24 protein-coding genes are annotated in these 25,483 nt (G+C 66.4%); 14 read left to right on the forward strand and 10 right to left on the reverse strand.

From position 1 onward, the window contains the following. Window positions 1–88: 88 nt before the first annotated feature. Window positions 89–1,111, reverse strand: a complete 1,023-nt coding sequence (locus LN047_RS12675) for an LLM class flavin-dependent oxidoreductase (protein ID WP_373981920.1) — start codon at window positions 1,109–1,111, stop codon at window positions 89–91. 237 nt (window positions 1,112–1,348) lie between these two features. On the opposite strand from LN047_RS12675, the gene LN047_RS12680 reads away from it, so the two are divergent. After that, window positions 1,349–1,702, forward strand: coding sequence for a VOC family protein (locus LN047_RS12680; RefSeq protein ID WP_373981921.1), 354 nt, complete (start codon window positions 1,349–1,351; stop codon window positions 1,700–1,702). 101 nt (window positions 1,703–1,803) lie between these two features. Here LN047_RS12680 and LN047_RS12685 read toward each other — a convergent pair whose 3' ends face one another. After that, entirely contained in the window at window positions 1,804–3,096 is a 1,293-nt protein-coding gene (locus LN047_RS12685) for an NCS2 family permease (RefSeq protein WP_056317354.1), read from the reverse strand. Window positions 3,097–3,206: 110 nt separating this feature from the next. On the opposite strand from LN047_RS12685, the gene tsaD reads away from it, so the two are divergent. Further along, the gene (tsaD, locus tag LN047_RS12690; RefSeq protein WP_152384340.1) at window positions 3,207–4,238 is read left to right on the forward strand and encodes a tRNA (adenosine(37)-N6)-threonylcarbamoyltransferase complex transferase subunit TsaD; all 1,032 of its coding nucleotides are present in this window, start codon (window positions 3,207–3,209) and stop codon (window positions 4,236–4,238) included. Between the two features lie 51 nt (window positions 4,239–4,289). Here tsaD and plsY read toward each other — a convergent pair whose 3' ends face one another. Continuing rightward, window positions 4,290–4,928, reverse strand: coding sequence for a glycerol-3-phosphate 1-O-acyltransferase PlsY (gene plsY / locus LN047_RS12695; protein ID WP_373981922.1), 639 nt, complete (start codon window positions 4,926–4,928; stop codon window positions 4,290–4,292). A gap of 94 nt (window positions 4,929–5,022) precedes the next feature. Between plsY and surE the strand changes: the two genes are divergently transcribed. The 7 genes from surE (at window position 5,023) to rlmD (ending at window position 11,946) form a co-directional block, all read left to right on the forward strand. Beyond that, entirely contained in the window at window positions 5,023–5,781 is a 759-nt protein-coding gene (surE, locus tag LN047_RS12700; protein WP_062841180.1) for a 5'/3'-nucleotidase SurE, read from the forward strand. Then, on the forward strand, window positions 5,766–6,590 hold the full coding sequence (locus LN047_RS12705) for a protein-L-isoaspartate(D-aspartate) O-methyltransferase (RefSeq protein ID WP_217618465.1): 825 nt from the start codon (window positions 5,766–5,768) through the stop codon (window positions 6,588–6,590). Before surE ends, LN047_RS12705 begins: the two co-directional genes overlap by 16 nt. A gap of 16 nt (window positions 6,591–6,606) precedes the next feature. Further along, a complete protein-coding gene (locus LN047_RS12710; protein ID WP_056317368.1) occupies window positions 6,607–7,464 on the forward strand; it encodes a peptidoglycan DD-metalloendopeptidase family protein in 858 nt (285 codons plus the stop codon). Next, complete coding sequence (locus LN047_RS12715; protein ID WP_056317371.1) at window positions 7,461–8,240, forward strand: 3'-5' exonuclease; 780 nt, start codon at window positions 7,461–7,463, stop codon at window positions 8,238–8,240. Before LN047_RS12710 ends, LN047_RS12715 begins: the two co-directional genes overlap by 4 nt. A gap of 191 nt (window positions 8,241–8,431) precedes the next feature. Continuing rightward, entirely contained in the window at window positions 8,432–9,100 is a 669-nt protein-coding gene (locus LN047_RS12720) for a hypothetical protein (RefSeq protein ID WP_373981923.1), read from the forward strand. Window positions 9,101–9,471: 371 nt separating this feature from the next. Then, window positions 9,472–10,224, forward strand: coding sequence for a TorF family putative porin (locus tag LN047_RS12725; RefSeq protein WP_056317376.1), 753 nt, complete (start codon window positions 9,472–9,474; stop codon window positions 10,222–10,224). Between the two features lie 228 nt (window positions 10,225–10,452). Further along, the gene (rlmD, locus tag LN047_RS12730) at window positions 10,453–11,946 is read left to right on the forward strand and encodes a 23S rRNA (uracil(1939)-C(5))-methyltransferase RlmD (protein WP_152384344.1); all 1,494 of its coding nucleotides are present in this window, start codon (window positions 10,453–10,455) and stop codon (window positions 11,944–11,946) included. 34 nt (window positions 11,947–11,980) lie between these two features. Here rlmD and cueR read toward each other — a convergent pair whose 3' ends face one another. Next, complete coding sequence (gene cueR, locus LN047_RS12735) at window positions 11,981–12,373, reverse strand: Cu(I)-responsive transcriptional regulator (protein ID WP_056317380.1); 393 nt, start codon at window positions 12,371–12,373, stop codon at window positions 11,981–11,983. Beyond that, complete coding sequence (locus tag LN047_RS12740) at window positions 12,370–14,652, reverse strand: heavy metal translocating P-type ATPase (RefSeq protein ID WP_373981924.1); 2,283 nt, start codon at window positions 14,650–14,652, stop codon at window positions 12,370–12,372. Before LN047_RS12740 ends, cueR begins: the two co-directional genes overlap by 4 nt. A 153-nt stretch (window positions 14,653–14,805) precedes the next feature. On the opposite strand from LN047_RS12740, the gene LN047_RS12745 reads away from it, so the two are divergent. The 3 genes from LN047_RS12745 to LN047_RS12755 all read left to right on the forward strand — a co-directional run bounded on the left by LN047_RS12745 (window position 14,806) and on the right by LN047_RS12755 (window position 17,456). Then, entirely contained in the window at window positions 14,806–15,006 is a 201-nt protein-coding gene (locus LN047_RS12745; protein ID WP_063954893.1) for a heavy-metal-associated domain-containing protein, read from the forward strand. Window positions 15,007–15,181: 175 nt separating this feature from the next. Next, window positions 15,182–15,910, forward strand: coding sequence for a glutathione peroxidase (locus LN047_RS12750; protein WP_056317387.1), 729 nt, complete (start codon window positions 15,182–15,184; stop codon window positions 15,908–15,910). A gap of 115 nt (window positions 15,911–16,025) precedes the next feature. Continuing rightward, window positions 16,026–17,456 carry a dihydrolipoyl dehydrogenase gene (locus tag LN047_RS12755; protein ID WP_373981925.1) on the forward strand — a complete coding sequence of 477 codons (1,431 nt, stop codon included), beginning with the start codon at window positions 16,026–16,028 and terminating at the stop codon, window positions 17,454–17,456. Window positions 17,457–17,549: 93 nt separating this feature from the next. Here LN047_RS12755 and LN047_RS12760 read toward each other — a convergent pair whose 3' ends face one another. From LN047_RS12760 to LN047_RS12770, 3 genes are all read right to left on the reverse strand, one after another. Next, the gene (locus tag LN047_RS12760) at window positions 17,550–18,440 is read right to left on the reverse strand and encodes a 23S rRNA (adenine(2030)-N(6))-methyltransferase RlmJ (protein ID WP_373981926.1); all 891 of its coding nucleotides are present in this window, start codon (window positions 18,438–18,440) and stop codon (window positions 17,550–17,552) included. Between the two features lie 13 nt (window positions 18,441–18,453). After that, window positions 18,454–19,203 carry a glycerophosphodiester phosphodiesterase gene (gene ugpQ / locus LN047_RS12765; protein WP_175155415.1) on the reverse strand — a complete coding sequence of 250 codons (750 nt, stop codon included), beginning with the start codon at window positions 19,201–19,203 and terminating at the stop codon, window positions 18,454–18,456. A 62-nt stretch (window positions 19,204–19,265) separates the two neighbouring features. After that, entirely contained in the window at window positions 19,266–20,558 is a 1,293-nt protein-coding gene (locus LN047_RS12770) for a M20/M25/M40 family metallo-hydrolase (RefSeq protein ID WP_373981927.1), read from the reverse strand. A gap of 349 nt (window positions 20,559–20,907) precedes the next feature. On the opposite strand from LN047_RS12770, the gene LN047_RS12775 reads away from it, so the two are divergent. Beyond that, the gene (locus tag LN047_RS12775; RefSeq protein ID WP_373981928.1) at window positions 20,908–22,872 is read left to right on the forward strand and encodes a SurA N-terminal domain-containing protein; all 1,965 of its coding nucleotides are present in this window, start codon (window positions 20,908–20,910) and stop codon (window positions 22,870–22,872) included. 16 nt (window positions 22,873–22,888) lie between these two features. Here the strand turns inward: LN047_RS12775 and LN047_RS12780 are convergent, their stop codons facing one another. Next, window positions 22,889–23,536 (reverse strand): arylesterase, encoded by a 648-nt coding sequence (locus LN047_RS12780; RefSeq protein ID WP_056317400.1) that lies wholly within the window; start codon window positions 23,534–23,536, stop codon window positions 22,889–22,891. On the opposite strand from LN047_RS12780, the gene LN047_RS12785 reads away from it, so the two are divergent. Then, window positions 23,535–24,212 carry an ABC transporter ATP-binding protein gene (locus LN047_RS12785; RefSeq protein ID WP_175235291.1) on the forward strand — a complete coding sequence of 226 codons (678 nt, stop codon included), beginning with the start codon at window positions 23,535–23,537 and terminating at the stop codon, window positions 24,210–24,212. The two genes, LN047_RS12780 and LN047_RS12785, sit on opposite strands and share 2 nt — an antisense overlap. 4 nt (window positions 24,213–24,216) lie before the next feature. On the opposite strand, the gene fabV is transcribed toward LN047_RS12785, so the two are convergent. After that, the gene (fabV, locus tag LN047_RS12790; RefSeq protein WP_373981929.1) at window positions 24,217–25,407 is read right to left on the reverse strand and encodes an enoyl-ACP reductase FabV; all 1,191 of its coding nucleotides are present in this window, start codon (window positions 25,405–25,407) and stop codon (window positions 24,217–24,219) included. Window positions 25,408–25,483 lie beyond the last annotated feature (76 nt).

A 25,483-nucleotide genomic window follows, 5' to 3' on the forward strand; every position in this document is an offset into this window, starting at 1 on the left:
AGTTGCCAGGTGCTTGTTAGGCAATAGTAGAACCGGTGAAGGCTGCGTCGCAATGGTTGGCGCTGTGCAAAGCGCGGTTTTGCGGCCCTCAGGCCGCGGATTGAGTCGAGACGCCCGCGCCGTTTTTCAAGGACGCGACGATCTCGAAAGAGCGCAGGCGGTCTGCGATGTCGTAGAAGTCGGACACGATCATGACCTCGTCGGCTTGCGTTTCCGCGACCAGCGCTTCGAGTTTGCGCTTGACGGTGTCCGGGCCGCCCACGATCGCAGCGCCCAATCTTTGATTGACCGCTTCACGCTCCCATTCGTTCCACAAGCCGTCCATGGTTTCGACGGGCGGCTGCAACTGCAGACGATGGCCGCGCACCAGCGACAGGAACTTCAATTGCTGCGTGGTGGACTGGAAGCGGGCAGCTTCGTCGGATTCCGCGGCAATGACCGGCACGCCGATCATGGCGTAAGGGCGCGACAGCGTCTCGGAAGGCTTGAACAAGTGACGGTACAAGCGCATCGCGGCCATGCCTTCCGGCGAGAAATGGCCCGCGAACGAGAAGGGCAGACCCAACTCGGCCGCCATGCGCGCGCTGAAGTCGCTAGAGCCAAGCAACCAGATCGGGATGTCCAGGCCTTCGCCGGGAATCGCACGCACGGGCTGGCCGGGCCGCGACGGCGCAAGGTATGCGCGCAGTTCCTCGACCAGCGCGGGAAACTCCAGGCCGCTGCGCGGGCTGCGGCGCAGCGCCTGCTGCGTGGCGCCATCGCTGCCCGGCGCGCGGCCCAGGCCCAGATCGATGCGGCCGGGGTACAGGGTTTCAAGCGTGCCGAATTGCTCGGCGATGATCAGCGGCGCGTGGTTGGGCAGCATGACGCCGCCCGAACCGACGCGCAGCGTGCGGGTGTGGCCGGCCACGTGTCCGATCAGGACGGCCGTGGCGCTGCTGGCCACGCCGTTGATGTTGTGGTGCTCGGCAAGCCAGAAGCGGTTGTAGCCCAACTGCTCGACATGCTGCGCCAGCGCAACCGTATTGCGGAAGGCGTCCGCGGCATCGCGGCCCTGCACAATCGGGGCCAGGTCCAGCACGGAAAAGGGGACGTTCGCCAGGACGCTCATGCGGGCGCCTTTACCGGGTCAATACAGGCGTGCAGCGCGGGGAAGGGGGAAGGGCGCAAAATGAACTCCATATGCTGATCTACATGGGGAGTGTATCGGCGAATTCAACGGCGCCTGCCAGCAACCATGCCCTTGGCCGGGTTGATTGAATTTTCCGATCCCTACAATAGCCAAAGAAAAAACGCGGCTTTTCGGCCGCGTTTTGGGTCACATGCCATACAGACACAGGAGGCCCGGATGGGCGCAAGCGGGAAGCACAACCAGATCGACAACATCGAGTTCAACGTCGCGGACATCGCCCGCAGCAAGCGCTTTTATGGCGACGTCTTCGGCTGGACCTTCACGGATTACGGTCCCACCTACACCGAGTTTTCCGATGGCCGTCTGACGGGCGGCTTCACGACCGGCGAAGCGGTGCGCCCCGGCGGTCCGCTTGTCATCCTGTACGGCGACGACCTGGCCGCAATCCGGCAGCGCATTTTGACCGCGGGCGGGCGCATCAGCCGCGACGAATTCACGTTTCCGGGCGGCAGCCGCTTTCATTTCACAGACCTGGACGGCTACGAATTGGCGGTGTGGACTGCACAATGAGGTGTCAGACACCTGCCAAGGTGTCTGACACCCTGCCAGACGTGACCGCCAGGTTGGCAAGGCGCCGCCAGGGTGTCTGACACCTTGCCAAACCACTTCGCTTATTCCGGGAAGAACGCGTAGCGGATCACGAACAGCACGGCGACGAGCCACGTGGCCGGGTGCACGTCGCGCATCTTGCCCGTGGCGGTCTTGAGCACCACGTAGCTGATGAAACCGAAGGCGATGCCGTTGGCGATGGAATACGTGAACGGCATGACCAGCGCGGTCAGCGCGGCCGGCGTCGCCTCGCAGACGTCGTTCCAGTCGATGTCGATGAGCTCGCGCATCATCAGCCCGGCGACGTAGAGCAGGGCGGGGGCGGTGGCGTAAGCCGGCACGGCGCCCGCCAGCGGCGAAATGAACAGCGCGGCCAGGAACAGCAGGCCCACGATCAGCGCGGTCATGCCGGTGCGGCCGCCGGCCTGCACGCCGGACGCGCTCTCGACATAGGCCGTGGTGCTGCTGGTGCCCAGCATCGAGCCGGCAACGATGGCCGTGCTGTCCGCGAACAGCGCGCGGCCCAGGCGGTTGGGCCGGTCTTCGGGCACCAGTCCCGCGCGCTTGGCCACGCCCACCAGCGTGCCGGTCGCATCGAACACCTCGACCAGCACGAACACCAGGATCACGTGCACGAACCCGGAGTGCAGGGCGCCCATGATGTCCAGCTTGAAAAGCGTGGGCGACAGGCTGGGCGGCGCCGAGAAGATGCCCTTGAACTCGTTGTAGCCCAGCACCATCGACAGCACGGTGACGACGATGATGCCGATCAGGATGGCGCCGCGCACGCGTAGCGCGTCCAGGGATGCGATCACGAAAAAGCCCAGGATGGCAAAGAGCGGACCGTGCGTCGTGAGGTTGCCCAGCGTGACCTTGGTGGCCGGATGCGCGACCACGATCCCGGCGCTCGATAGCGCGATAATGGCCAGGAACAACCCGATGCCGGCGGCAATCGCGCTGCGTAGTGAATGCGGGATGCCCTTGACCAGCCAGACCCGGATGCCGGATATCGTCAGGAAAAGGAAGATGACACCCGAGATGAACACGGCGCCCAGCGCCTGCTCCCAGGTGTAGCCCATGGTCTTGACCACGGTGAAGGCGAAAAACGCGTTCAGGCCCATGCCGGGCGCCATGCCGATCGGCCAGTTGGCAATGAATGCCATCACCAGCGATCCCAGCGCGGCGGCCAGGCACGTGGCGACGAACACGGCGTCGCGGTCCATGCCGGTCGAGGACAGGATGTCCGGATTGACGAAGATGATGTACGACATCGTCAGGAATGTCGTCAGGCCGGCAACGACTTCCGTTCTTGCGGTCGTGCCGTGCTCACGCAGCTTGAATAGCTTCTCCAGCATTCGAGTCCCCAGGGTTTTTGCAGGATTTTCAGGTTGTGTCGGGCGGGGGTGCATGCCCCGTCCCATTCAAGAACAGGCGTATTTTCGCATCAGTTGTAAACTCTGCCGCCATGATCATTCTCGGCTTTGAAAGCTCCTGCGACGAAACCGGCGTCGCAGCCGTCTGTACGGAACGCGGCCTGCTCGCGCACGCGCTGCACACCCAGATCGCCATGCACCAGGAATACGGGGGCGTGGTGCCGGAACTTGCCTCGCGCGACCACATCCGGCGCGTCATTCCGCTGACCCGCCAGGTGCTGGAAGAGGCGGGCATCCAGATGTCCGATGTCGGGGCGGTGGCCTATACGGCCGGCCCCGGCCTGGCCGGCGCCTTGCTGGTCGGCGCGAGCGTGGCGCAGGCGTTCGCCTGGTCCCGCAACCTGCCGGCCATCGGCATCCATCACCTTGAAGGCCATTTGCTGTCGCCGATGCTGGCCGATCCCCGGCCCGAATTTCCCTTCATCGCCTTGCTGGTGTCCGGCGGGCATACCCAGCTCATGCGGGTGGACGGGGTGGGGCGCTACGAACTCCTGGGCGAAACGCTGGACGACGCCGCAGGCGAGGCCTTCGACAAATCCGCCAAGCTGATGGGCCTGGGCTATCCGGGCGGACCCGCGCTGTCCCGGCTGGCCGCCAGCGGCGATGCGTCGCGCTTTGACCTGCCGCGGCCCATGCTGCACAGCGGCGACCTGGATTTCAGTTTCAGCGGTCTGAAAACGGCCGTCCTGACCCGGGTCAAGGCGGCCGAGCAGAACGGTGGCCTGGACGATCAGACCCGCGCGGACCTGGCCGCGGCCACGCAGGCGGCCATCGTGGAAGTGCTGGCGGCCAAGTCCATCCGCGCCTTGAAGCAGACCGGCCTGCGGCGGCTGGTGGTGGCCGGCGGCGTGGGGGCCAACCAGCTCCTGCGCGCCAAGCTGGATGCCGCGCTCAAGCCGCTCAAGGCGCGCGCGTACTTTCCGCCCTTGGAGCTGTGCACCGACAACGGCGCGATGATCGCCTTCGCGGCGGCCGAGCGGGTCAAGGCGGGATTGGCGACGCTGGACGCCAGCGCGCACAGCTTCACGGTCAAGCCCCGCTGGGATCTGGCCGATATCGCCTGAAATGAAACGGGCGGCCAAGGCCGCCCGTTCCGTCAATTTCCGTTCGGGAAATTATTTCTTCTTGCTGCCAATGCGGCTTTCGGTCCCCTGGAGCAGGCGGGCGATGTTGGCGCGATGGCGGTAGAAGAGCAGGATGCCGATAACCGCCAGGGCCACGCCTAGCGCGGGCTGCGCCTGCCAGGCCAGGCCCGATCCGAACACGTAGTACACCGGGGCAAAAAACGCGGCGACCAGCGACGCCAGCGACGAATACCGGAAGAAAATGGCGACGATCAGCCAGGTCGCGGCGGTAGCCACGGCCAGCCAGGGCTGGATCGCCACCAGCACGCCCAGCGCGGTGGCCACGCCCTTGCCGCCCTTGAACCCCAGGAACACGGGGTACAGGTGACCGATGAAGGCCGCCAGCGCCACGCAGGCCAGGGCGACGGGACCGATGCCCGGCGCGAGCTTTTCAGCCAGCCAGATCGCAAACCATCCCTTGGCGGCGTCCCCCAGCAGCGTCAGCGCGGCGGCGGTCTTGTTGCCGGTGCGCAGCACATTGGTGGCGCCGGGGTTCTTGGACCCGTAGCTGCGCGGGTCCTGAAGGCCCATCAGCTTGCTGACGACCACGGCGAACGGCACCGAGCCGATCAGGTAGGCCAGCACGACGAGCGCAATGGTAAACGCCAGGGAAGGTTCGGTTATCGCCATGGAAAGGGAGTCCGTTGTTGTAGTAATGGCTGCGGATTCTACCGCGGGTACAATCCGCAGCGTCACCCGCGTTTTATTTTCTTTCGGATGCACAATGCGAATTCTGGTTTCGAACGATGATGGCTATTCGGCCCCCGGCCTAGAGGCGCTGGTGGCGGCGCTGGAAGGGCTGGGCGATTTGACCGTTGTCGCCCCCGAGACCAACCACAGCGGCGCCTCCAACTCGCTCACGCTGAACCGGCCGCTGTCGGTGCGCACCGCCTCCAACGGCTTCATCGCGGTCAACGGCACGCCGTCCGACTGCGTCCACGTCGCCCTGACGGGTCTCATGGACGCGCGTCCCGACCTCGTCGTGTCGGGCATCAACAACGGCGCCAACATGGGCGACGATACCCTCTATTCGGGCACCGTCGCCGCGGCCAGCGAAGGCTATCTGTTCGGCATTCCCGCCATCGCGTTCTCGCTGGCGGAAAAAGGCTGGGAGCACATCGAATCGGCCGCGCGCGCAGCCCGCCTGGTGGTCGAGCGCCATCTGGCCCAGCCCCTCGCGGCGCCGGTGCTGCTCAACGTCAACATCCCCAACCGCCGCTTCGAAGACATGCACGGCTTTGCGGTCACGCGGCTGGGCAAGCGGCATCCGTCGCAGCCTGTCGTGCGCACGACCACGCCCTACGGCGACACGGTCTATTGGATCGGGCCGGTCGGCCTGGCCGCGGACGCCACGCCCGGCACGGACTTTCATGCCGTCGAGCAGGGCATCGTGTCGGTCACGCCCTTGCGCCTGGACCTGACGCAGCACAGCCAGCTTGACGAGATCCGCACCTGGGCGGAGCCGCTATGCGCAAACGGATAAGCCAGCCGGACCTCACCCCCGGCGCGGCCAGCCGCGCCAGCGCTGCCCGCCACGACGCCGGCCGGCTTGGTCCGGGCTACACGCCGGCCAACAGCAACACGCGAATTTCCGCCGCCACGCTGCCCCGGCAAGCGCAGGCCCCGCTGCCGCAGGCGGGCAGCAATCTGGGTCTGAACTCGGAACGGTTGCGCCAGGCCATGGTCCAGCGTCTGCGCACGCAAGGCATCACGGACGAGCGCGTCCTGAACGCCATGGCCGCCGTGCCGCGCCACCTGTTCGTTGACGAGGCGCTTGCCAGCCGCGCCTACGAAGACGCGGCCTTGCCCATCGGCCACTCGCAAACCATTTCCCAGCCGTGGGTCGTCGCGCGTATGATCGCGGCTGCTTGCGAAGACCGCGCGCCCACCCGTGTGCTCGAGGTCGGAGCCGGTTGCGGGTATCAGGCCGCAGTGCTCGCGCAGTTCGTGCGCGACGTCCACACCATCGAACGCATCCGCGGTTTGTACGAGCTGGCGCGCGAGCATTTACGCGCCTTGCGGCTCACCACAAGGATCCGCCTCATCTATGGCGACGGCACCTTGGGGCTGCCCGGCGTGGCGCCGTTCGATGCTATCGTTGTGGCTGCCGCAGGTCTGGCCATCCCGCAAGCGCTGCTGACGCAGCTTGCTCCGGGAGGCCGTCTCATCGCTCCCGAAGGGGGCTCGAACCAGCGCCTGGTTCTGATCGAACGCACGGGCGCGGCAAGCTGGAAACGAACCGAACTAGAGGCCGTGCGCTTTGTGCCGCTACGGTCCGGAATACAATCTTGAGCAACAGGAGAAACGTATGCTCAACGGGCAGTTGCAACTGACCGATATGAATTTGGGCGCGTCCATGACGCGCCTGCGCCGCCCGCTCTTCGCAGTGGGGGTCCTCAGCCTCGCCATCCTGGCCGGCTGCGCATCCAAAGGTACTCGTGCCCCCGTGGTCGACATGACCGGCGGGCAACCCGCGCCGACGGCGACGTCCGGCAGCTATGTGGTCAAGCCGGGCGACACGCTCTACAAGATCGCCCGCGCCAACAACGTCGACATCGAAAACATCAAGCGCTGGAACAACATCAGCGATCCCAACCAGATCTCGGTGGGGCAGGTGCTGCGCATGTCCGGCGGCGCCACCGGTGGCGCGCAAACCGCGCCGATCTCCGGCGCCCGCCCGCAGCCGCGTCCGCTGGACCAGCCCGAAACACCCGCGGCCACCACGCCCGCGCCCGACGCCACCCCCACCGCGCCTCCGGCGCCCGTGGACACCAAGCCGGCGCCTCGCGCGGCCGATGCGGGCGTCATCAACTGGGCCTGGCCGGCCAACGGCCAGATCGTGCAGGGCTTTAACAGCAGCAGCAAGGGCATCGATATCGCCGGCGCGCTGGGCGACCCGATCACCGCCGCGGCTGATGGGCTGGTCAAGTACAGCGGCAACGGCGTGCGCGGCCTGGGCAACCTCATCATCGTCGAACACCAGAATGGCTTCATCACGGCGTACGCGCACAACCGCGCGCTGCTCGTGAAGACCGGCCAGACGGTCAAGCGCGGCGCCAAGATCGCCGAGCTGGGCCAAAGCGACACCACCTCGCCGCGCCTGCACTTCGAGATCCGCCGCCAGGGTACGCCGGTCGACCCGATGCAATACCTGCCGCCCAAATGACGCCCACCCTGGTATTCGACCTCGAAACCATCCCCGATGCCGACGGGCTGCGCAAGCTCAACGGCTGGGGCGCCGACGTGCCCGACCAGGAAGTGGTCGAGCGTGCGCTGACGGCCCGGCGTGAGGCCGTGGGTCATGACTTCCTGCCCTTGCACCTGCACAAGGTGGCGGTGGTGGGCTGCGTGTTCCGCGACGACCAGGGGTTTCGCGTCAAGACGCTGGGCCAGCCGGACGATCCCGAGGCGGCGCTGCTTGCGGGTTTTTTCAAGACCATCGAACGCTATACGCCTCGCCTGGTCAGCTGGAACGGGTCGGGCTTCGACCTGCCTGTGCTGCATTACCGCAGCCTGATCCAGGGCGTGCCCGCGCCACGCTACTGGGACATGGGCGAAGAAGACCGCGACTTCAAGTTCAACAACTACATCTCCCGCTACCACACGCGGCACGTCGACCTGATGGACGTGCTGGCCAAGTACAACGGCCGCGCCAACGCGCCGCTCGACGAACTGGCCAAGCTGTGCGGCTTTCCCGGCAAGTTGGGCATGGATGGCAGCAAGGTGTGGGAGGCCTGGAGCACAGGCCGCGCCGACGAAGTGCGGGCGTATTGCGAAACCGACGTCGTCAATACGTGGCTGGTGTACTGCCGCTTCCGCTTCCTGCGCGGCGAACTGGACCGCACGGCCTACGAGGCCGAAATCGCGCTGGTGCGCGACACGCTTGGCGCCAGCGATGCCCCGCACTGGAAGGAATACATGGCGGCCTGGGACGCGGGCTGACCCGCGCCAGCTGCTCACTGATGCCGACCCATTGCGTGGATGGGACAGCATGCGGACGGGGCCTTCGAGGGCCCCGTTCTCGCGTCTGCGGGGCAAGCAATCGACTGAAACAAGACGGCCGCAAACGAAACCTGGATGAAACCAGCGGGATCGCACAATGGCCTCGCTTTCTTCACTTTCAGGAGACCTACATGTCCCGATTCGCTATCCGCTCCAATCTGGCCGTCCTTGCAATCGTCGCCGCGTCCAGCGGTTTCGCGGCTGGCTCCGCCATGGCCGCGCCGCCTCCGCCCGCTGATGGCGGTCCGGCCGCCATGCACGAAGGCCATCGCGGCGGTGGTTTCCACAAGGGCATGCGCGACGGCCTGCTCATCCCCGGACTCGGCCCCGTGTCCAAGGCACAGGTTGCCGAGCTGAAACTCGACGCCAAGCAGGAGGCCCTTTTCAAGACCGCCCAGGACAGCCAGCGCAGCCTGCACGAAGCCATGCGTGCCGCCGGCGGCAAGCGCCACGACTTGCTCAAGGCGCAGCTGGACAGCGGCAAGCTCGATCCTCGCGCCCTCATCGACCAGTCGGAAAAGCGCCGCGACGCGTTCGAGCCCCAGGCCAAGCAGGTTCGCGACCAATGGCTGGCCGTCTGGGATAGCCTGAACGACACGCAGCGCGCCCAGGTGACCAAGATCGTCAAGGAGCGCGAAGCGCGCATGGCCGAACGCCACGCCAAGATGGAAGGCCGCGCGGGCGGCAAGGGCCATCCCGGCATGCGCGGCGCCGACGGCCGTCCCGGCACGCCGCCGCCCCCGCCGGCTGCCGGCGACGTCCCGCCGCCCCCGCCGCCTGCCGCGCCCCAGGCCAACTGAGCCGGCAAGTCCCAGGCCATCACAGTGGCCGCAAGCGGGGCAACGCTCTGCTTGAATGCACCCCGGCACGCTTCCCGCGTGCCGGGGTGTTTGTTTTCCAGGCGGGCCCGGCCAGGTCAGGCCAGGCCAGGCCGGGCCGGGCCGGATTTCCCCGTTTTGACGCATCGGCCCTAACCGCGCCCCATAACAGGGCACCAGCATGGTGCATTGCCAGCGCCCGAAGGACCCTGTGGCGGGTTGCACGATGGCGCCGAAACCTGGCACGGACATTGCTTGAAGGGATTTGAGCCGGTTTTACCTGCACAGGCCGGCCAGCCGGACGCGCCGCGCGCCGTCCGCTCTCCCGACTATCCGATCAGGACCTTCGCACCATGAATAAGACGTTGCTAGCCTTGCCCCTCGCGCTTGCCGCTTGTTTTGCAGGTGTGGCGCAAGCCGAACCCACCGACCTGGGTGGCGGCTTTTCGCTCAGCGGTAACGCCACCATAGTCAGCGATTACCGCTTCCGCGGCTATTCGCAGACCGACTTCCGTCCCGCCGTTCAGTTGGGCTTTGACCTGAACCACAGCTCGGGCTTCTATCTGGGCAACTGGAACTCCAACGTCTCCAACTTCGTCTTCACCGACGGCAACCTGGAAATGGATTTCTACGGTGGCTGGAAGGGAGACGTCGGCGGCGGGTTCACCCTGGATGCGGGCGTGCTGCATTACTACTATCCCGGCTCCAGCTCGCCCAAGGGCGGCAACTACAACAACACCGACCTGTACCTGGGCGCGTCCTACGGCAACTACAGCCTCAAGTATTCGTACACGCCCAGCGACTTTTTCAGCACGCCGGACAGCAAGGGCACCTGGTACCTGGACGGCACGGCCACGTTCGACCTGGGCGACGGCTGGGGATTGCTGGGCCACCTGGGCTACCAGAAGCTCAAGAACCAGACCAACATGGACGGCGACTCGATCGGCCATTACGTCGACTACAAGCTGGGCGTGACCAAGGACCTGAAGGGCTGGATCCTCGGCCTGGCCGCGGTGGGCGCGACCAAGGACAACTGGTTGCCCACCAAATACGGCCATCCGTCCGGCCGCATCGGCGCCGTCTTCTCGGTGGCGCGCGCATTCTGATATCCGTGGCGGCGCCGTCAAAAGCGCCGGCCTTTTGGGGTTGTTCCGGAACGCCGCCTGGCCTGGCGGCATTCCGGAACAGCCCCTTTTTTTGCGCGTGCGATGCGCGGCGCGACGCCGGGCAGGGCGGGTTGGCCCCGGCCGTTCCGGCCCCGTCACACCCAATTTCCGGGAATACGCGAAGTCCTTCTACAATCACGGGTTGCGTGCAATTCTGGACTGCGTGAGATGTCTGACGTTTTGAATATCGAATCCCTGGACCTGGAAGCCAGGGGGATCGCCCGCCGCGACGGGAAGGTCATTTTCGTGGAAGGCGCCTTGCCGGGCGAACGGGTCACCGCGGTCACGCTGCGCCGCAAGCCCTCCTACGAGACGGCCCGGGTGGACGAGGTGTTGCACCCCTCGTCGCAACGCGTGGTGCCCCGCTGCCCGCATTTCGGCGTCTGTGGCGGCTGTGCCATGCAGCATCTGGAACCCACCACGCAGGTGGCCATCAAGCAGCGCGCGCTCGAAGACACCTTCTGGCATGTCGGCAAGCTGCGTCCGGCGCTCATCCTGGCGCCGCTGCAGGGCCCGACCTGGGGTTACCGCTACCGCGCGCGTCTGTCCGTGCGCGTGGTGCCCAAGAAGGGCGGGGTGCTCGTGGGCTTTCACGAACGCAAGAGCAGCTACGTGGCCGACATGCGCGAATGCCATGTGCTGCCCCGCCACGTCAGCGATCTGCTGATCCCGCTGCGCGAAATGATTGCCTCGATGTCCGCGCCGGACCGCATGCCGCAGATCGAAGTGGCGCTCGGCGAGGGCGTGACGGCGCTGGTGCTGCGGCATCTGCTGCCGCTGACCGACGGCGACATCGCGATCCTGCGGGCCTTTGCGGCCAAGCACGACGTGCAATGGTGGTTGCAGGCCAAGGGCCCTGACACGGTGCACCCGCTGGAGCGCGAGCACAACGACACGCTGTCCTACACCATGCCGGAATTCGGCCTGCGCATGCCGTACCGTCCGACCGACTTCACGCAGGTGAACCACGCCATCAATCGGGCGATGGTCTCGCGGGCGCTGAAGCTGCTGGAAGTGCAGCCCACCGACCGCGTGGCTGATCTGTTCTGTGGCCTGGGCAACTTCACGTTGCCGCTGGCCACGCAAGGCCGCGAGGCCGTCGGCGTAGAAGGCAGCAAGGCGCTGACCGATCGCGCGTTCGATGCGGCGTCGCGCCACGGCCTGGGCGATCGCACCAGCTTCGCCACCCTGAATCTCTTCGAAGTCGACGCCACGTGGCTGCGCAGCCTGGGCTACTTCGACCGCATGCTGATCGATCCGCCGCGCGAAGGCGCGCACGCGGTGTCGCAGGCGCTGTCCGACCTGTCGTACGAAGAACGTCCGCGCCGGATTGTCTACGTGTCCTGTAACCCGGCCACGCTGGCGCGGGACGCGGCCATCCTGGTACACGAAGGCGGCTACGTGCTCAAGAGCGCGGGCGTGATCAACATGTTCCCGCACACCGGCCATGTGGAATCCATCGCCGTGTTCGAGACGCTTGACGCGCAGGGCGTGCTGGAAGCGAAAGCGCGCGCCCGTGAGCGTGCGGCCAACGCGGCCGCCGAAGCGGCGGCGGCCGAGCAAGCCAGGCTGGCCGCGGCGGCCGAAAAGGCGGCGGCCAAGCAGGCCGCCACCGAGGCCTACGAGGCGCGCGTCGCCGCCGAGGCGCAGCCGGGTCAGTAAGGCGCGGCGGCGGGCAATGCTCCGCCGCCTGGCATCAGTGCGAGCAGCCCAGGTTCTCCAGGATGGGGCAGTCGGGCCGCTCGTCCCCGTGGCAGTGCTGCGCCAGATGCTTGAGCGTGGCCGCCATCTCGCGCAGGGACTCGGCCTTGCGTTCCAGTTCATCCACGTGCTCAAGCGCAATGCGCTTCACATCCGCGCTTGCCCGGCTGCGATCCTTCCAGAGCGCCAGCAATTCGTTCATCTGCTCCACCGAAAACCCCAGGTCGCGCGCGCGGCGCACGAAGCGCAGCGTGTGCAGGTCCTGGTCGCTGTAGACGCGATAGCCCGAGTCCGTGCGCACCGCGGGTCCGATAAGGCCGATGCTCTCGTAGTACCGGATCATCTTGGCCGAAATGCCGGACTGCTTGGCGGCTTGTCCGATGTTCATGCTTGCCTCCAGCGGGGGCGGAAGGCCTTCAGACGCAGCGCATTGCCCAGGACGAATACGCTGGACAGCGCCATCGCGCCCGCCGCAAAGATGGGCGAGAGCGACAGCCCGAAAGCCGGGTACAGGGCGCCCGCGGCGAGCGGGATCAGCGCCGCGTTGTAGGCAAATGCCCAGAACAGGTTCTGCCGGATATTGGCCAGCGTGGCGCGGCTGAGCGCGATGGCGTTCGGCACGCCGTGCAGGTCATCGGCCATCAGCACCACGGACGCCGCCTCGATCGCCACATCGGTGCCCGTGCCGATCGCAATGCCGGTATCGGCCGCGGCCAGCGCCGGCGCATCGTTGATGCCATCGCCCACGAACGCCACCTTGCGCCCACCCTCGCGCAGCGCCGCAATCGCCTGCACCTTGCCGTCGGGCAGGACCTCGGCGCGAACTTCGTCGATGCCAAGCTGGCGCGCGACCGCCTGTGCGGTGTGGCGGTTGTCGCCGGTAATCATGGCGGTCTTCAGGCCTTGCGCGTGCAGCGCGGCAATCGCGGACACCGCCGATGGCTTGACCGGATCCGTCACGGCCATCATGGCGGCGGCCTGACCGTCGATGGCCACGTAAATCGGCGTCTTGCCTTCGTTGCCCCAATCCGTGGCGCGTGCGCCGAACGCGCTGACATCGATGCCGCGTTCGGCCATCAGGCGCGCCGCGCCCGCCAGCACCTTGCGGTCCGCCACGGTAGCCTCCACGCCCGCGCCAGTGATCGCCGCAAAGCCTTCGGCGGGAAGCAGTTCCAGCTTGCGTTCGGCGGCGGCCGCCACGATGGCCAGCGCGATCGGATGCTCGGAGCGCGCCTGCACCGATGCCACCCATTGCAAGACCTGCTGGGCGTCATGGCCCGGCGCGGGTTCCAGTTCGGTCAGCGTGGGCTTGCCCAGCGTGAGGGTGCCGGTCTTGTCGAAGGCCACCACGTCGACGTCGCGCAGCGTCTGCAAGGCGTCGCCCTGGCGGAACAGGACGCCCATCTCGGCCGCGCGTCCCGTGCCCACCATGATGGAAGTGGGCGTCGCCAGACCCATGGCGCACGGGCAGGCGATGATCAGCACGGCGACCGCATTGACCAGCGCGTGCGAGAGGGCGGGCTCCGGTCCCAGGAAGAACCAGACCAGGAAGGTGAGCAGGGCGGCCGCCATGACCGCCGGGACGAACCAGGCGGTCACCTGGTCCACCATCGCCTGGATCGGCAGGCGCGCGCCCTGGGCTGCTTCGACCATGCGGATGATCCGGGCCAGCATGGTGTCCGCACCCGTGTGCGTGACGCGCAAGGTGAAACTGCCCGAGGTGTTCAGCGTGCCGCCCGTTGCCTGCATCCCGGGGTGCTTTTCGACCGGCACGGGCTCGCCCGTCAACATGGACTCGTCGACGTAGGAATTGCCTTCGACGATGTCGCCGTCCAGCGGGATCTTCTCGCCGGGCCGCACCATCACGATGTCGCCGGTGCGCACGCGTTCGATCGCAATATCCTGCGCCTGGCCGTCGCGCAGCACGCGTGCGGTGCGCGGCTGCAGGCCGATCAGCCGCTTGATGGCCGCGCCGGTCTTGCCCTTGGCGCGCGCTTCGAGCATGCGGCCCAGAAGAATGAGCGTGACGATGACGGCGGCCGCCTCGAAGTACACGTTGCGGGCGGCCTGCGGCAGCAGGCCGGGCGCAAACGTGGCCACGACCGAATAGCCCCACGCCGCGCCGGCGCCCAGCGCCACCAGCGAATTCATTTCGGGCGCGCGGCGCCACAGCGCGACCAGCCCCTTGGTGAAAAACTGCCTGCCTGGCCACACCAGCACGGCGGTGGTCAGCACGAATTGAAGCAGCCAGCTGTTTTGCTGGCCGATCGTGCCGAGCACCCAATGATGCATGGCGGGAATCAGGTGCGATCCCATCTCCAGCGCGAACACCGGCAGCGTCAGCGCGAGCGCCACGAAGAACGCCTGCTGCAGGCGGTGCGCCTCGGCGTCGCGGGCCTGCGACTGCCGCTCGGCGTGGTCGTCCTGGGCGGCGATGGGATGGGCCTCGTAACCCATCTTCTCCACGGCGGCGACCAGCGCCTGCGGCTGGGCAGCAGCAGGGTCGAATGAGACCCGCGCGCGCTCGGTTGCAAGGTTGACTTGCGCCTGCGCAACCCCGGGGACATTCGTCAGGGCTCTTTCCACGCGCTTGACGCAAGATGCGCAGGTCATGCCTTCAATGGCAAGTTCCAATTCGGAAATGGGGGGTGGGTTTGCTGCGCGCATGGCTGTCTCTGTCTGAATGGGAGCACTCAGTTTCATCCTTCCCATCATGGGAAGGTCAAGCGCCATTCTACGCTTGACCTTGCCATAATGGGAACGTTTAACCTGCCCGTCATGGTGGCCGTGCGCCACCTTTGAACCTTCCGGAGAAACACCATGACCATCGCTTTCCAAGTGCCTGACATGACCTGCGGCCATTGCGTCAAGACGATCACCAGCGCTGTCAACCAAGCCGTCCCGGGCGCCGTTGTCGCCGTCGACCTGCCCGCGCATCGCGTAACGATCACGGGAACCGACCAGGCCGACAAGGTCGAGACGGCCATCCGCGACGCCGGGTACGAGCCGGCGCGAGTCTGACGCGATCCGTCGCGTCTTTGTGATAGCTTTCGTATTTCTTTAGAGAAGCAATCATTGTCTATAACTATCAATCAATTGAATTAATTAAATTGGATTGTTTGATAGCTCAGATTTATGATTCTTCTCATGGCGGATCGAAACCGCCAATTTATTTAGCTACCAAGGAGAAATTCGAATGCTGCAAAACCGCGAAGGCCAACGTGTTCCCAATGTGACGTTCCCCGTTCGTGAGGACAACACGTGGAAGAAGGTCACGACCGACGACCTGTTCAAGAACAAGACGGTCGTGGTCTTCTCGCTTCCCGGCGCGTTCACGCCGACCTGCTCGTCCACCCACCTGCCGCGGTACAACGAACTGGCCCCCGCGTTCTTTGCCTCGGGCGTGGACAGCATCGTCTGCGTTTCGGTCAACGACACCTTCGTCATGAACGAATGGGCCAAGGATCAGGAATCGGCCAACATCACGCTGCTGCCCGACGGCAACGGCGCCTTCACCGAAGGCATGGGCATGCTCGTCGACAAGAGCGACCTGGGCTTTGGCAAGCGCAGCTGGCGCTATTCCATGCTGGTCAAGGACGGTGTCGTCGAAAAGATGTTCATCGAGCCGGAAAAGGAAGGCGACCCGTTTGAAGTCTCGGACGCCGACACCATGCTGGCTCACGTCGCGCCGTCGGCCAAGAAGCCGGACCAGGTGGTCGTGTTCTCCAAGCCGGGCTGCCCGTTCTGCGTCGAAGCCAAGGCGCTGCTGGACAGCAAGGGCTACGCCCCGATCGAGATCCCCCTCGAAAACAAGGTCCGCGGCCGTGTGATCGGCGCGGTGTCGGGCAAGGGCACGGCGCCCCAGGTGTTCATCAACGGCGCCCTCATCGGCGGCCTGGAAGACCTGAAGGCGCACTTCGCCTGATCACCTGGCGATGGGGCCGGGCAGGGGGCGTACCCCCCTCCCAGCGCAAAGCGCGGCGCACGTCGCCGCGCTTTGCTCGACACTGAAAAACTTGCATCACAGGGGGTTCCCAATCATGAAGACGCTGCACACCGACATTGCCGTCATCGGCGCCGGCACCGCAGGCTTGGCTGCCTATCGCGCCGCCAAGGCAGCGGGCAAGCGCGCGCTGCTCATCGAAGGCGGCCCTTACGGCACGACGTGCGCCCGCGTGGGCTGCATGCCGTCAAAGCTCTTGATCGCCGCCGCCGAGGCCGCGCATGCGGCGGCGCACACGGAAGCTTTCGGTGTGCATGTCGGCGGAGAGATCACGGTTCACGGCGCCGAGGTCATGGACCGCGTCAAGCGCGAACGTGACCGTTTCGTAGGCTTCGTGGTCGATGGCGTCGAGAACATTCCCGCCGAGGACAAGGTACGCGGCTACGCGAAGTTCGTGTCCGACACGGTGCTGCATGTGGACGACCATACCGAAATCCAGGCCTCGCGCGTGGTGATCGCCACCGGCTCGCGTCCGTCGGTGCCGCCGCCGTTTCGCGCACTGGGCGACCGGCTCGTCGTCAACGATGACGTGTTTGCGTGGGACGATCTGCCGAACCGCGTCGCGGTTTTCGGCCCCGGCGTGATCGGGCTGGAACTGGGGCAGGCGCTCGCCCGTCTTGGGGTGGAAGTTCGGGTCTTCGGCATGAGCGGCAGCCTGGGCGGCATCAGCGATCCGCAGGTGCGCCAGACCGCGCGCAAGATCTTCCAACGCGAGTTCTACCTGGACACGGACGCTCGCGTCCTGGAAACGACCCGCGTCGGAGACGAAGTCGAAGTGCGTTACGTGGCGCTGGACAACAGCGAGCGCACCGAGCGCTTCGACTACGCGCTGGTCGCCACGGGCCGCCGCCCCAACGTCGATGGCCTGGGACTTGAGAACACGTCGCTGGCGCTGAATGCGCAGGGTGTGCCGCAGTTCGACCGGTTGACGATGCAGGCCGGCAGCTCGCCGATCTTCATCGCGGGCGACGCCAACGCCGACGCGCCGTTGCTGCACGAGGCCGCCGACGAGGGCCGCATCGCCGGCGAAAACGCGGCGCGCTTTCCCGATGTGCGCCAGGGCCTGCGGCGTGCGCCGCTGGGCGTGGTGTTCTCGGATCCGCAGATCGCGCTGGTTGGCGCGGGCCATGCGAAGCTGGTGCCGGGCACGTTCGTCATCGGCGCGGTCGATTTCAGCGACCAGGGCCGTTCGCGCGTGATGCTCAAGAACCGCGGCATGCTGCACGTGTATGCCGACATTGAAACGGGCCGCTTCCTGGGCGCCGAAATGATCGGCCCCAGCGCGGAACACATCGGTCACCTGCTGGCGTGGGCCGTGCAGCAAGAGCTCACGGTGGCGCGCATGCTGGAAATGCCGTTCTACCATCCCGTGATCGAGGAAGGCCTTCGCACCGCGCTGCGCGATGCGGCCTCGAAGCTGGCGCTGGCGCAGGAAGCCTTGCGCGATGCCGACGTCGAAACGGTCTGAGCCGCCGCAAGCCCGCAAGTAAAAAGGGCCGCGCCATGAAGGCGCGGCCCTTTTGCCGTATGCGCGATCGCACCGCCGCAAGCGGGCGGCCCGTCAGTCGTCCGATTGCTTCTTGGGAACGGGGAACGGGTTCTCGCGGTATTGCAACGTGAAGCCAGCCCGCTCGTCCTGCGCCAGTTTGCGCGCCAGGTACGGCATGGCCTGTTTCAGCGCATCGTGCAGCGTCCAGGGCGGATTGATGAGGAACATGCCGCTGCCGTGCAGGCCATAGCCGTCGATGGTTGCCTTCTTGACCGTCAGCGTGGCGTGCAGCCAGCTCTTGACCTTCAGGTTCTCGAAGTGGCGCGCCATTTCGCTGGCTTCGCGCCGCTGCACCAGCGGATACCAGATGGCATACGTGCCGGTGGCAAAGCGCTTGATGCACTCTTTGACCGTGATGAGCGTGCGGCGGTAGTCGTGCTTGTCTTCATACGAGGGATCGATCAGCACCAGGCCGCGCCGGGTGGGCGGGGGCAGCAGCGCCTTGACGCCTTCGAAGCCATCGTCGCCATAGATGGTGGTCTGGCGCTGCGCTGCGCGGCCCTGGTGTTCCAGGTTGCCGACCAGCGTGTCGATTTCGGTGGGGTGCATCTCGAACAGGCGCAGGCGGTCGGACGGACGCAGCGCGTCCAGCGCCAGCCAGGGCGAGCCCGGGTAACGGCGCAGCCGGCCGTTGGTGTTGTAGTCGCGGATGCGCGCAACGTAATCGGCCAGCAGCGGCGGCAGGTCCTTGGCTTCCCACAGGCGGCCGATGCCGTCCGCAAACTCGGACGTCTTGGCGGCCCAGTCGCTGTCCAGACTGTAAAGGCCGGCGCCGGCGTGGGTGTCGACGACCCAATACGGAGCGTCTTTCTTGTTGAAGTAGTCCAGGGTGTGGACCAGGATGGCGTGCTTGAGCACGTCGGCGTGGTTGCCGGCGTGAAAGGCGTGGCGGTAGCTGAACACGGGGCTGTCTGCCTCAGGCGGCGGGCCGGATGGCGGCCAGCTCGTCGGTGAAAATGCCGTCGATGCCCCAGTCGAGCAGCAGGCGCGCGCGCTCGGGGTCATTGACGGTCCAGGCCGCGATGCGGTAGCCGGCGGCGTGCACGGCGTCGATCAGTTCGCGGGTGGCGTCCTTCTGGTTGATGTTCAGGGCGACGCACTGGTACTTGGCAAGCCGCTCACGCCAGTCGGCCGGCACCTTTTCCACCAGCAGCGCGCGCGGCAGTTCGGGCGCGGCCTCAAGGGCGGCTTGCAAGGCTTCCTCGGCGAACGAGGACAGCAGCGGCGCCGTATCGGCGCCTTGCCACCATTGGCGGGCCGCCAGGGCGACGGCGCGGCCGGTCTCGGCCTCGCGGCCCGGGCAGGGCTTGATCTCGACGTTGCTGGCAATGCCATTGGCCAGCGTGTAGCGCGCGACAGCGGCAAAGGTGGGCAGCGGTTCGCCCGCGTAGGCGGGCGAATGCCAACTGCCGAAGTCCAGCTGGGCCAGCTCGGCGAACGTCTTGGCGGCCGCGGGGCCGGTGCCGTTGGAGGTGCGGTCGACGTCGTCGTCGTGCATCAGCACCGGCACGTTGTCGCGGCTGAGCTTCACGTCGTATTCGAACATGGTGAAGCCGTTTTCGGCGCCCACGCGCATGGCGGCCAGCGTGTTCTCCGGGGCCAGGCGGCCGCCGCCACGGTGCGCGATGTAACGGGAGTAGGGCCAGGAGGGAAGGGTTGCGGTCATTTCGGTGCTGCTTCGGAGTTCTTTTGGGACAGGTTGCAAGGATACCTTGTCTTGGCCCGCACCTACTTCAGGGGCGCCTTGTCCTCGGAGACGTCCATGATCATGCGCGTGGCCAGATACAGGCGCGGCACGATGCTGCCGATCAGGACATACTCGGCATCATTCGAATGCGCGCCGAAGCCGCTCAGCCCCATCCCCTCGATGACGGGGCCGCGCGCCTTGAGCGCCGCAAAGGCGGCGTCCGTGCCGCCGCCGCTGGCCCGGTCCACCACCTTGAGCGGCAGGTCCAGTTCCTGGTAGATCTTCACGCCGTGCTGGGCAAGCGCGCGCGATGCGGCCGTCGCTTCCAGCGGCGGCCGGCGGACCTCGAATTTGACGCTGACCTTGGACTCGGGCAGCAGCTTTTTCTGAACCCGTTCCTCCAGCGTGCGCGCCAGCGCGTCGAAATCCGACACGCGCAGGGCGCGGGCGTCGCCCTGCGCGGTAGCCAGGCCGGGAATGACGTTGCGGTTGGTGCCAGCCTGGGCGACCGTCCAGTTCAGTTTCAGTCCCTCGTCGGGCTTGGACAGGTCGTCCAGCTGCAGCAGCTGATGGGACAGCTCATAGAGCGCATTGACGCCGCCCTCTGGCCGCGCGCCCGCATGCGAGGTCTTGCCTTGCACCGTCAGGTACGCCGCCCCGATGCCGCTGGTGGCCAGCGTCAGGCGCGGCTCCATGCCGCCGCCCTCGAACGAAAAGACGGCATCCTGATCTGCGCCCAGACGGGTGATGGTGCTGCGAGCCCCCGGCGAGCTGATCTCCTCGTCCCCGTTGATCAGCACGGTCAGGGTGCCGTAGTCGGAAAACTTAAGTGTCTTGAGCAGGGCGATGGTGTGCAGGATGGCCGCCACGCCGTGCTTGTCGTCGGCGATGCCCAGGCCGTAAGCCTTGTCGCCATCGATCCGGAAGGGCTGATCCTTCAGCATGCCGTTGCGGTACACGGTATCCATATGGGCGATCAGCATGATCTTCTTGCTGCCGCTGCCCTTGAACTGGGCGTGGACCATCGGACCGACCTTGTCAGGCGTGTCGTCCAGCCGGAAGACATCCGTCGGCGCGATGATCTCCACGGTGCCGCCCAGCGCTTGAAGCCGGTCACGGATCAGTTCGGCGATGCGTTCGACGCCCTCGACGTCCTTGCTGCCCGACTCGATGTTCACCAGATCGCGCATCGTGTCGAGCACCGCCTGCTGCTGGCCCTTGGCCGCGTCCAGCACCTCGGCGACCGGAGCGGCCTGCGCGGCCTGGGCGCAGCCCAGGAACGCCAGGGCGACGCAGGATTTCAGAAAAGTCAGGCGGGAAGGCATGAACGGCATCGTGAGTGACCTTTTAGCGCGCGGGAGGGAGACCGACCTTGCGCCGGCCTGGCAGTGGGGGCCCGATTGGCGGGACAGCCCCAGCTCACGATACGAGCGCCGGGCGGGGCGGGTAATGGGGGTTTCCCGGGTTGACGGGGGCGAGACGGGCGGGGACGGAACAGCCGCCGCCACGGCCGTCGCGGGGCGGGAGAACCGCGGGCCTCCGTAATGAATGAGAAATGGTAAAATCCGCCCGCTGATCCCGGTAATAACCGGTATGGGAATAGGGGCGAATCCACTTCGCCTTTTTTTATGCGTTTTCGTGCGGCCCCGGGCATCCATCCCGGAGCGCGGCAACAGGGATTCCATGTTCGAATTTATTCGCAGCCATCGGCGCTGGATGCAGTTCATCCTGCTGATCTTGATCGTGCCTTCCTTCTTCCTGGTCGGGATTCAAGGCTATGACAGCTTCATGAACCGGGAGCCCGAGCTCGCGACGGTGGCTGGCCAGCCGATTTCCCGCGCCGAGTTCGATCAGGCGCACCGCAACCAGCTCGACCAGTTCCGCCAGCGTCTGGGCACGCAGTTCGACCCGGCCGTGATCGACACGCCGGCGTTGCGTGAAGGTCTGCTGAACCAGCTCATCAACCAGCGCCTGCTTGCCAATGTGGCCGCCGACAACCGTTTCTCGGTGTCCGACGAGACCCTGCGCAACACGATCGCCGCCATCCCGGAAGTCCAGGACAACGGCCGTTTCTCGCCCGAGCGCTATCGTCAGGTGCTGGCCGCGCAGGGCATGTCGCCGACCTCGTTCGAAGCCGGCCTGCGCCGTGACCTGGCCATCGCCCGGGTGCTCGAGCCCGTTGGCCAATCGGCCCGCGCGCCGGCCGAAGTGGTGGCCGCGCTGGAATCGGCGCTGACGCAGACGCGCACGGTGCAGTTGCGCAATTTCTCGGCCGCGGACTTCCGTTCGCAGGTCACCGTCACCCCGGCCGACATCCAGGCCTGGTACGACGCCAACAAGCAGCAGCTGCAGGTGCCGGAACAGGTGCAGGTCCAATACCTGGTGCTGGACGAAGCGGCCGCCACGCAAGGCGTGCAGGTCAAGGACGAAGACCTGGCTGCTTACTACGAACAGAACAAGAGCCGCTTTGGCCAGCCCGAGCGCCGCCGCGCCAGCCACATCTTCATCGAGCTGCCGTCCGGCGGCTCCGAAGATGCCCGCAAGGCCGCACGTGCCAAGGCCGAGGACATTGCCAAGCAAGCCGCCGCCGACCCCAGCAAGTTCGCTGAACTGGCCGCCAAGTACTCGCAGGATTCGGGTTCGGCTGCCAAGGGCGGCGACCTGGGCTGGATCGCGCCGGGTTCGCAGGCGGGCCCGTTGGACAAGGCCATCTTCGGCCTTGCCGCCAATCAGGTGTCCGGCGTGGTCGAAAGCCCGTTTGGCCTGCACATCCTGAAGGTCACGGAAATCAGCCCGGCTGCCATCAAGCCGCTGGCCGAGGTCAAGGACCAGATCACCGCCGAAGTCCGCAAGCAGATCGCCGCGCAACGCTTCTCGGAAATGGCCAGCCAGCTGAACAAGCAGGTCTACGACCAGCGCGACAGCCTGCAACCGGCTGCCGACGCAGTGGGCCTTAAGCTGCGCACCGCCTCCGGCGTGACCCGCGAAGGCCTGCTGCCCGCCGAGAAAGCCGGCCCCGGTTCGGCCGCCGACAGCCCCGACGCCGCGCTGCTGGACAACCCGCGCGTGCGCCAGGTGCTGTTCTCGCCCGACGTGCTGCGTGAAAAGCAGAACTCCGGCGTGATCGAACTTGCGCCCGACACGATGCTGGCCGTGCGCGTCGCCGCTGTCGAGCCTGCACACGTGCCGCCGCTGGACAAGGTCAGCGACGTCATCCGCGCCAAGCTGCTGGACGAGCGCTCGGCCGAAGCCGCCAAGAAGGCAGGCGAGGCTGCCCTGGCCGCCAACAAGGCCAATCCTGCCGCGGCGCCGGAAGGCTTTGGTCCCGCCGTCACGGTGTCGCGCCAGAATCCGCAGGATCTGTCGCGCCCGGTGCTGGATGCCGTGATGCGCCTGCCGTCGGCCGCGCTGCCGGCCTTCACGGGCGTGCAGTCCGGCGTGGACTACACGCTGGTTCGTCTGGAAAAGGTGGAAGCGGGCCAGACCGAAGCCGCCGACAAGGAGCGCCTGGCGCAGCAGTTGTCGGGCGCCTGGGGCCAGGCCGAAAACGAAGCCATGATCCGCATGCTGCGCGAGCAGTACAAGGTGAATGTGCTGCCGGCCGCCGCCGACGTCATTCGCGGCGATCAGGCCCAGGCCGCGGGCTGATCGCCGCAGGCAACGCTCAGTTCAACAGGGGCCGCAGCGTCGGCCACACGTTGTCGAGCAATTGAGGCTGGGCATCCTCGTTCGGATGGATGCCGTCAGCCTGGAACATCGCCCGGTTCGTTGCGATACCTTCCATCAGGAAGGGCACGAGCCGGGCGTTTTCGTCTTTGGCGACCTTGCTGAACACCGCGGCAAAGCGTTGCGCGTAATCCCGGCCATAGTTCGGCGGGATCTGCATCCCGACGATCAGCACGTCCGCATCGGCCTTGCGGGCCGCCTGCGCCATCGTTCGCAGGTTCTGCTCGGTCATGTTCAGGGGCAGGCCGCGCAGCGCGTCATTGGCGCCCAGCTCCAGCACGACGACGGCGGGGGCGTGCTGGCGCAGCAGCGCGGGCAGGCGGGCCACGCCGCCGCTGGTCGTGTCGCCGCTGATGCTGGCATTGACGACCTTGAACTTCGGGTATTGTTCGGAAACCCTTTCGGACAGCAGGGGCACCCAGCCGGTGCCGCGCTTGATGCCATACTCGGCCGACAGGCTGTCGCCCACCACCAGTACGGTGCGCGGCGAGGAACCCTGGGCCGCGGCGGCGGTCTGAGCGTGGGCGGGCGCCGCCGCGGCGGTCGCAAAGGCAGTCACGAGAAGCAGACGGGAAAATAGGCGCATGGATAGCAATAACTCAATCGTGGTGAAAGGGCTGGGCAAGCGGGTGGCCGATGCCGGCGGGTCGCTTTCTATCCTGGAAGGAATCGATTTTACGGTCGCCGCGGGCAGTGCCGTGGCCATCACCGGCAGCTCCGGTTCGGGCAAGTCGACTCTGCTGGGACTGCTGGCCGGCCTGGATGTTCCCACTTCGGGCAGCGTACACCTTGCGGGGCAGGACCTGTTTGCCTTGGACGAGGACGGCCGCGCGCGCCTGCGGGCCAATCATGTGGGCTTCGTGTTCCAGTCGTTCCAGCTGCTGCCCAATCTGACCGCACTGGAAAACGTGATGCTGCCGCTTGAACTGGCTGGCCAATCGGCGCGCGAGGCCGCGCAGGCCATGCTGGAGCGTGTCGGGCTGGGCGCGCGCCTGCACCACTACCCGCGCACGCTGTCGGGCGGCGAGCAGCAACGGGTGTCGCTGGCCCGGGCCTTCGTGGTGCAGCCGGACCTGCTGTTTGCCGACGAACCCACCGGCAGCCTGGATGCCGCCACTGGCGTGACGGTCATCGACCTGATGTTCGACCTGCACCGCGAACAAGGCACGACGCTGGTGCTGGTCACGCATGACCCGCAACTGGCGGCGCGCTGCGGGCGGCAACTGGTGCTGGCGGCCGGCCGCATGGTGCCGGCTGATTAAGGCGCTAGGCCAGTTCGCGGATCGGCACCACCGGATCGACGTCTGCGTCGTAATCGACGCCGTCGATCTCAAAGCCGAACAGCCGCAGGAAGTCGCGCTTGTAGCCGGCAAAATCGGTCAGCGTATACAGGCTGGCCGTGTCGACCTGATCCCATAGCGCCTGCACCCGCGCTTGCACCTGCGGATCCAGTTCCTTGTAGTCGGCGCGCAACCGGCCCTCGTCGTCCAGGATGGGGGAAGGGCCGCACAGGCTGTCGCGATACAGTCCATACACCTGTTCGATGCAGCCTTCGTGCGTGCCGTCTTCCTTCATGACCTTAAAGAGCAGCGACAGGTACAGCGGCATCATGGGGATCGCCGAACTGGCCTGCGTCACCACGGCCTTGAGCACCGACACGCGGGCATCGCCGCCGCGCGCGGCCAGCTTGGCGCGGATGTCCAGCACGCGCTGGTCCAGGTCTTTCTTGGCCGCGCCGATGGATCCGTTCCAATAGACGTCGTGCGTGATCTTTTCGCCCAGATAGGTGAAGGCGGTGGTGGTGGCGCCTTCGGCCAGCACCCCGGCTTGCAGCAGCGCATCGATCCACATCTGCCAGTCTTCCCCGCCCATCACGGCGACGGTGGCGTCGATCTCGTCTTGCGTGGCCGGCTCCAGCACACCGTCCTTGATGAGTTCCTTGTCGGTGTCCAGGCCGCGCAAGGTCACGGACTTGCCGATGGGCTTGAGCGTGGAGGTGTGGACCTGCCCCGTCTTCGGGTGCGTGCGGCGCGGCGCGGCCAGACTGTAGATGACCTGGTCGACCTGGCCCATGTCCGCCTTGATGGCGTCGATGGTGCGCTGCTTGATCTCATCGGAAAACGCGTCGCCGTTGATGCTCTTGGCGTACAGCCCCTCGGCTTGGGCGAACTTGTGGAACGCGGCGCTGTTGTACCAGCCCGGCGTGCCCGCCTTGCCGGCGTCGCCCGGCCGCTCAAAAAATACGCCCAGCGTCTGCGCGCCACAGGCGAAGGCCGCGCTGATGCGCGCGGCCAGGCCGTATCCCGTCGACGCGCCCAGCACCAGCACGCGCTTGGGTCCCCCGGGCACCGGTCCTTGCGCCTTCACGTAGTCGATTTGTTGCTTCACGTTGGCTTCGCAGCCGGCAGGATGCGTGGTGACGCAGATGAAACCGCGCACGCGGGGCTTGATGATCATGGGAGCCTCTTGTTGGGGATTTACGCCAGGGGCAGATGCCGGATCCGGCATCAGGCGAAGCGCATTGTACGGGAGG

Source organism: Achromobacter sp. JD417, from assembly GCF_041879325.1.
In the GTDB taxonomy this organism is placed as follows: domain Bacteria; phylum Pseudomonadota; class Gammaproteobacteria; order Burkholderiales; family Burkholderiaceae_B; genus Achromobacter; species Achromobacter mucicolens.